The 7,032-nt window shown below is 67.0% G+C and carries 6 protein-coding genes; 3 read left to right on the forward strand and 3 right to left on the reverse strand.

The window, feature by feature from the left end:
- Window positions 1-106 precede the first annotated feature (106 nt).
- On the reverse strand, window positions 107-556 hold the full coding sequence (locus ACVOK1_RS19720) for an MgtC/SapB family protein (RefSeq protein WP_079222238.1): 450 nt from the start codon (window positions 554-556) through the stop codon (window positions 107-109).
- 159 nt (window positions 557-715) lie between these two features.
- A complete protein-coding gene (locus ACVOK1_RS19725) occupies window positions 716-1,474 on the reverse strand; it encodes an SDR family NAD(P)-dependent oxidoreductase (protein ID WP_481563013.1) in 759 nt (252 codons plus the stop codon).
- Between the two features lie 189 nt (window positions 1,475-1,663).
- On the opposite strand from ACVOK1_RS19725, the gene ACVOK1_RS19730 reads away from it, so the two are divergent.
- The 3 genes from ACVOK1_RS19730 (at window position 1,664) to ACVOK1_RS19740 (ending at window position 4,621) form a co-directional block, all read left to right on the forward strand.
- Window positions 1,664-2,755 carry an alkene reductase gene (locus tag ACVOK1_RS19730; protein WP_406235904.1) on the forward strand — a complete coding sequence of 364 codons (1,092 nt, stop codon included), beginning with the start codon at window positions 1,664-1,666 and terminating at the stop codon, window positions 2,753-2,755.
- 98 nt (window positions 2,756-2,853) lie between these two features.
- A complete protein-coding gene (locus tag ACVOK1_RS19735; RefSeq protein ID WP_481563014.1) occupies window positions 2,854-3,810 on the forward strand; it encodes a helix-turn-helix transcriptional regulator in 957 nt (318 codons plus the stop codon).
- A 346-nt stretch (window positions 3,811-4,156) separates the two neighbouring features.
- The gene (locus ACVOK1_RS19740) at window positions 4,157-4,621 is read left to right on the forward strand and encodes an SMI1/KNR4 family protein (protein ID WP_313204661.1); all 465 of its coding nucleotides are present in this window, start codon (window positions 4,157-4,159) and stop codon (window positions 4,619-4,621) included.
- 175 nt (window positions 4,622-4,796) lie between these two features.
- Here ACVOK1_RS19740 and ACVOK1_RS19745 read toward each other — a convergent pair whose 3' ends face one another.
- Entirely contained in the window at window positions 4,797-6,707 is a 1,911-nt protein-coding gene (locus ACVOK1_RS19745) for a CocE/NonD family hydrolase (RefSeq protein WP_481563015.1), read from the reverse strand.
- Between the last annotated feature and the right edge of the window lie 325 nt (window positions 6,708-7,032).

The raw sequence follows: 7,032 nt of genomic DNA on the forward strand, positions 1-7,032 counted from the left end.
GCCTCGGCACCTCGGCTCCCCGGTGCTGCCCGGGCCGGGCGCCGCCGCGCCGGCCCGGCGCGCCGCCCGGGCGGTGGCGCCCGCCCCCCCCCCACCCCCACTCCCCTCAGAGTCTCTTCTCCACCCGCCGGATCACCGCCAGCACCAGCACGCACAGCACGCTCACCCCGATGGCGATCACGTACTTGCCGATGCCCACGGCAATGCCGATGGCCGCAGCCATCACCAGCGAACTCGCCGTGGTCAATCCGCTGACCTGGTCCTCGCGGTTGCCGCGCAGGATGGTGCCGGCGGCCACGAAACCAACGCAGGCCACCACTGCCTCGATCAGGCGCACCGGATCGACCTGCAGCAGGTCGCGGTAGCGCTCCTGCTGGAAATGTTCGGCCACCGAATCACCGAGGCCGACGATCAGCGCCGCCGCCCCGGCAATCAGCATATGCGTGCGCAGGCCCGCGGCGTGCTTGCCCATCTCGCGTTCGACGCCCAGCACGCCGCCGAACAGCATCGCCGCGGCCACGCGCAGCAGGATCGATACATCCTGGGTGAGTTCCATCGGCAGGCTCCGGGAGTTTCCCCGGAGCGTCGCGCGAGGGGTGTAGCACCACGGTGAAGGTGCCACCACGGCCGGTTCACCCGGCAGCGCCCGGCGATGCCCGGGGTCGGATCCCCGCAGGGGCTCTGACCCCATCCATCAGTTCCCCTCAGCAGCGCATCACTGCGCCAGGTAGCCACCGTCGATCGCGTAATAGGTGCCGGTCGCGAACGAGGCATCATCACTGGCCAGCCAGGCCACCAGCGCCGCCACTTCCTCCGGCGTACCCACGCGCTTGAGCGCATGGCGCCCTTCCAGCGTCGCGCGCACCTTGGCATCCATCTTTTCCAGCAGCGGCGTGGCGATGAAGCCCGGGCCGACCGCATTGATGCGGATGCCATCGCCGGCATGTTCCCACGCGGCGGTCTGGGTCAGGCCCACCACGCCATGCTTGGCTGCCACGTAGGCGGTCGAACCGGCATAGCCCACCTGGCCCAGGATCGAGGCCATGTTGATGATGCTGCCGCCCTTGCCCGCCGCGCGCATCGCCTGGATCTGCGCACGCTGGCACAGGAACACGCTGGTCAGGTTCACATCGACCACGCGCTTCCAGCCATCGACCGGATAGTCGCCACTGCTTGCAGCCGGGCCGCCGATGCCGGCGTTGTTCACCGCCACGTCGATGCCACCCAGCTCCTTTACCGTGCGCTGTACCGCCGCCTCCACCGCCGCTTCATCGGTCACGTCCAATGCGATACCGATGGCCTGCACGCCCTTCGCCTTCAGGCTCTGGACGGTGGCATCCACCGCGTCCTGTTTCAGGTCCCACACCGAGAGGCTGGCACCGGATGCAGCAAGCAGTTCCGCCACGGCCAGGCCGATGCCCGACACACCGCCGGTCACGATCGCGGTCTTGCCCTTGAGCTGGTAGTCGATCATCTGTGTTCTCCACGTGTTGGTCAGCATTGCGGAACGGATCCGCCTGCCGATGACGTTACGCCTGCGTGTGTTACGGACGTGCCATCTCCACACCGGTGCGGCACCCGCACGCTGCAACGATCCTTCCCATCGCTGCAACGCATTCGCCCCTATGCTCCAAGCCACACCTCTCCCCCAGTGGAACCTTCGATGAGCCCTGCCGCCGATCTGCTGTTCACGCCCACCCACCTTGGCGACATCGCCGTGGCCAACCGCATCGCCATGGCGCCGCTGACGCGCAACCGCGCCCTGCCCGACCGCGTGCCTTCGCCGCTGGCAATCACGTACTACCAGCAGCGTGCCAGCGCCGGCCTGATCATTGCCGAGGCAACGCAGATCAGCCCGCTCGGCCAGGGCTACCTCGACACCCCGGGTATCTACAGCGACGCGCAGGTGGCTGGATGGAAGCCGGTGACCGACGCGGTGCACGCCGCCGGTGGCCGCATCGTGCTGCAGCTCTGGCACGTCGGCCGCATCTCCCACACCAGCCTGCTGCCGGAAGGCGAAGTGCCGGTTGCACCGAGCGCGATCCGTGCCAATGGCAAGACCTTCACCGCCAATGGCTTCGAGGATGTGTCCGCGCCGCGTGCACTGGCCATTGAAGAGATCCCGGCGCTGATCGAGGACTACCGCACCGCCGCGCGCAACGCGATTGCCGCCGGCTTCGACGGCGTGGAAGTGCACGCCGCCAACGGCTACCTGATCGACCAGTTCCTGCGCGATGGCAGCAACCACCGCAGCGATGCCTACGGTGGCAGCATCGAGAACCGTACGCGCCTGCTGTTTGAAGTGGTCAGCGCGGTGGCCGAAGCCATCGGCGCGGCACGCACCGGTGTGCGCCTGTCGCCGGTCACGCCGGTCAACGATGCGCACGACAGCAATCCGCAGCCGCTTTTCGACCGCGCGGTGGAGCGCCTGGACGCGATTGAAGGCCTTGCCTTCATCCATGTCATCGAAGGTGCCACCGGCGGTGACCGTGACAACCTCGCCTTCGACTACGCCGGTCTGCGTGCGCGCTTCCGTGGCCCGTGGATTGCCAACAACGGCTACGACGCCGCGCGTGCCGAGCAGGCCGTAGCCAGCGGCTACGCCGACATGGTCGCGTTCGGGCGGCCCTTCATTGCCAACCCCGATCTGGTGGCGCGCCTGCGCAGTGGCGCCGCACTGGCCGACCTCGACCCCAGCACCCTGTATGGCGGCGGCGAACACGGCTACACCGACTACCCCGCACTGGGCGCGTAATCCATTGTCACCGGCCCGTCGCTGCGGCGGCGGGCCCGCGCTAGAATGTTCCTGCGAGCCGACGCCAGCACTCTCCTCCCCAGCTGAGCGGCCTCGCAATGTCCCGATATTTCACCTTTGCCGATTACCGTCGCTTCGGCGATCGGCACGGCTATGACTACCGCGCCGACCCGCGCGACCTGCGCGACGACCAATGGGTCGGTCGCGGCGAAATGCACGAACAGACCCTGCGCGGCGGCCTCAGCCTGATCGCCACCGATGTGTGCAACCGCGTGGGCTATACGGCCACTGCCGAGCAGCGGCCGGGCCTGTCGATCCGGATGATGCTTGATGGCCAGGTCGACGTGCAGGTGCCGCAGCGTGAGGCCTTCAGCCTGCGCGCCGGCACCGCGATGACCAGCCATCACCGTGAACCGGTCGAGATGCGCGGCGTGCATCCGGGCAGCGTGCGCCTACGTGGCGTGATCCTGCGCATTCCTGCGGAGTTCGATGTGGACCTGCTACAACAACCCGCGCTGCAGCAGGCACTGCAGGGCAGCGAGGTCGGCTGCCGCCACTGGGCCATTCCGCACACACTGGTGCCGGCGTTGTCGCAGCTGTTCGACAGCCCGTGGCAGGGCGATCTGGATGCACTGTGGCGCGAGGGCCTGGCCCTGCAGATCCTGGCGGTCGGCCTGCAGGCCGATGACCTGCACGGTGCAACCACCCGTGCGCTGCGTGCCGGGCAGCATGCGCGGCTGGAACGCGTGCGCGATTTCCTGCGCGAAGACCCCAGCCATGAGCACAGCCTTGTCGAACTGGCGCAGATCGCCTGCATGAGCCCCAGTTCGCTGCGCCGTCATTTCGTGCAGCAGTACGGCTGTTCGGTATTCGATTACCTGCACGAACAACGCATGCACCACGCCGAACAGGGCCTGCGCGAACGCGGCTGGAGCGTCGAGCAGGCCGCGGCCGCTACCGGCTACCGCCACCCGAGCAACTTCGCAGCGGCCTTCCGCAAGCGCTTCGGCCTGGTACCCAGCCGCTGGCGCACCGGGCCCTCGAAGGTGGGTTGAGCTGCGCTCTGGTGGGTGTCGACCGTTCTGGTGGGTTGGTCTCCGCTCCGGTGGGTGTCGACCGTTGGTCGACACGCTCTGGCTCGATCCACCCCCTGGTAGGTGTCGACCTTGGTCGACACTCTCTGGCTTGGCATGCCGGCCAGCGGCCGGCACTACCGCCGGGCATGGCCCGGCGCTACCGACATCGATCGATCCCCGCTCTGGTGGGTGTCGACCGTTGGTCGACACGCTCTGGCGTCGCCCGCCGCTGACAACGATCACAGCCGTGGGATTTGTCGCGTGTCCCCCTTGTCGCTTGCGACAGGCAACGCCACAGTGGTACGACTGATTGCAGGGAATCCACGTGAACCACCGGGATCGAGCCAAGCTGCCCAACCTTGTCCGCGCCATGCAAAGTCGATGGCTGCAGGAAGTGGGCGCACATGCTGACGACCTCGGCAAGCTGCAGGAGCACTGGGCCGGGGCAACGATTCCTGAGGAGTTCCTGCAGTTTCTGCGCTGGTCAGATGGCGGTCGCTGCGTATTCCCTCTTGGCTACCTCGACCTATGGCCAGTCGCCAGCATCATCACCCTCAACGACGATTACCTGATCCGTCGTTACCTTGAGGATGCCTTCATCGGCATTGGGACAGACGGAGGATCGACGCTGATCGCACTTGATCTTCGTCCACCCCTTCATGGACACGTAACTTCATTCGATCTTGGTAACCTGGATATCAGCCAAGGGAAACCGGTTGCGGAATCCATTGGCGACCTGTTCCAGCGACTCGACAACGGATTGCTGACGAGCGATAGCCTTCAGTCCTGAGCCGATCGATCACCGCTCTGGTAGGTGTCGACCTTGGTCGACACGCTTCTGCATGGCATGCCGGCCAGCGGCCGGCACTACCGCCGGGCAGGGCCCGGCGCTACCAACACCGCTCGATCCCTGCTCTGGTGGGTTTCGACCGTTGGTCGACACGCTCCTGCATGCACCACCAACCTCAATACACCGGCAGATCGATGTAACTGGCCTGCGCGGCGCTGTGCCACACCCGCTGCGTGGCCTTCTGGTAATCCCCCGGCTTGGCCAGGTAGATGTTCGGCACGTAGGTCTGCGGGTTGCGGTCGTACAGCGGGAACAGGCTGGACTGCACCTGCACCATCACCCGGTGCCCCTTCTGGAACACATGGTTGGCATTGGGCAGGTCGAAGCGATACGGCTGCACCTGGTTGGCCACCAGCGCCTTGGGCTCGCTGAAGCTCTCGCGGTAACGGCCGCGGAAGATCGCCAGCGAGACCGGCAGCTCATAACCACCCATTTCCGGCGACGAGGCATCCTGGTCCGGGTAGACGTCGATCAGCTTCACCACCCAGTCGCTGTCGGTGCCGCTGGTCGATGCCTGCAGGTGCACCGCCGGCGCGCCACCAATGCGCAGCGGCTCGCTCAGCGGCTCGGTGATGAAGGTCAGCACGTCAGGGCGACCATCGACGAAGCGCTGGTCCTTCACCAGCCAGGTGGTCCACATGTCACGATCGCCGAAGCGCACCGGACGCGGCACGAACGGCACCGGCTTGGCCGGGTCGGACACGTATTCCTCGAAGTCACCCTCGCCCGCCGCCGGCGCCTGGAAGGCCAGCTTGCCACCGGCACGCAGGTACAGCGGCTTACTGGCTGCGGTGCACTCCTTCTGGCAGCTGCGCGGCCAGCCCTGCAGGCGGTCCCAATGGTTTTCGCCGGTGTTGTAGATCAGCACCGGCGGCGTATCGGCCTTCGGCGCGCCGTCCACCAGGTACTGGTCGAAGAACGGCTTGAGCACGTCGCGGCGGAACTGCAGTGCGGTATCACCGTCGAACTTCAGCGCGCCCAGCGTGTCACCGGTGTAGTTCACCTGGCTGTGCCGCCACGGGCCCATCACCAGGTAATTGAGATTGTTGCCGGTGTCGCGCCCCTCCATCGCCTGGTAGGCATGGTTGGCGCCCCACATGTCCTCCTGGTCCCACAGGCCCTGCAGCCACATGGTCGGCACCTTCAGCGGCGTCTTCGCCATCACCGCGTCCAGCGCCTGGCCCTGCCAGAAGGCATCGTAGGCCGGGTGCTGCACCAGCTTCTTCCACCAGGTCAGCTGGTCCACGCCGGTGAAACGTGCGTAATCGCCAGCGGAACCGATGCGCAGGAAGGTGCTGTAGTCGTCGTAGCCGAGGCTGGGCAGCGGCGTGCCCTTGCCGCGCTTCTCGGTCTGCATCGCGAAGTAGTTGAAGTTGACCTGGCGGAACGCGCCGTAGTTGAGCCAGTCGTCACCCATCCAGCCATCGACCATCGGGCTTTCCGGTGCGGCAACCTTCAGCGCCGGATGCGGGTCGGTCAAGGCCATCACCACCGTGAAACCCTCATACGACGAGCCCAGCATGCCGACCTTGCCGTTGGTCTCCGGCACGTGTTTGACCAGCCAGTCGATGGTGTCCCACGCGTCGGTGGAATGGTCGACCTTGGTGTTGTTCAACGGCCCGCGCAGCGGCCGGGTCATCACGTAATCGCCTTCGGAACCGTACTTGCCGCGGATGTCCTGGAACACGCGGATGTAGCCGCCATCGACGAACACTTCATCGCCCTGCGGCAGCATGTCACGCATGCGCGGCGAATCGATGCGGCTGGCGCGGCCGGCCGCGTCGTAGGGCGTGCGGGTCAGCAGGATCGGCGCGTTGTGCGCGCCCTTGGGCACTACGATGACGGTGTACAGCTTGGTGCCATCGCGCATCGGCACCATCACCACGCGCTTGTCGTAGTCACGGCCGACATCGGGGGCCACGAAAGGCTTGCCGCTGATGTCCGGGGTCATCGGCGGGGTATCGGCGGCCAGCACGGTGCTGGACAGGCCAAGGGCGATCGCTACAACAACGGCACGCACACGCATGGAAACCCCTCCCGACAGGAAAGTCCCAAGCCTACTCCTGCCCTGTCCGGTGAAGTGTGTGCAGGCTTTGCGTTCTGCGCTCTTTGGGGGCAGGACTGATGGCACATGCCAGCCGGGACGGCACTGTCTGCCAGACGGTAGTGGGGGGGGGGGGGGGGGGGGCCGGGGGGCGGGGGCGGGGGGGGGGGGGGGTCGGGGGGGTGGTTGGCGGCGGGGGGGGGGGGGGGGGGGGGGGGTGGCCGCTCCGGTGGCGGCGGCGCCTCGGGGGGCTGGTGATGATCCGGCGCCTGCTCCGTCATGTGGTCGCGCCCTCGGTGCGGCGGGC

The sequence above is a fragment of the Stenotrophomonas sp. STEN087 genome (assembly GCF_056759115.1).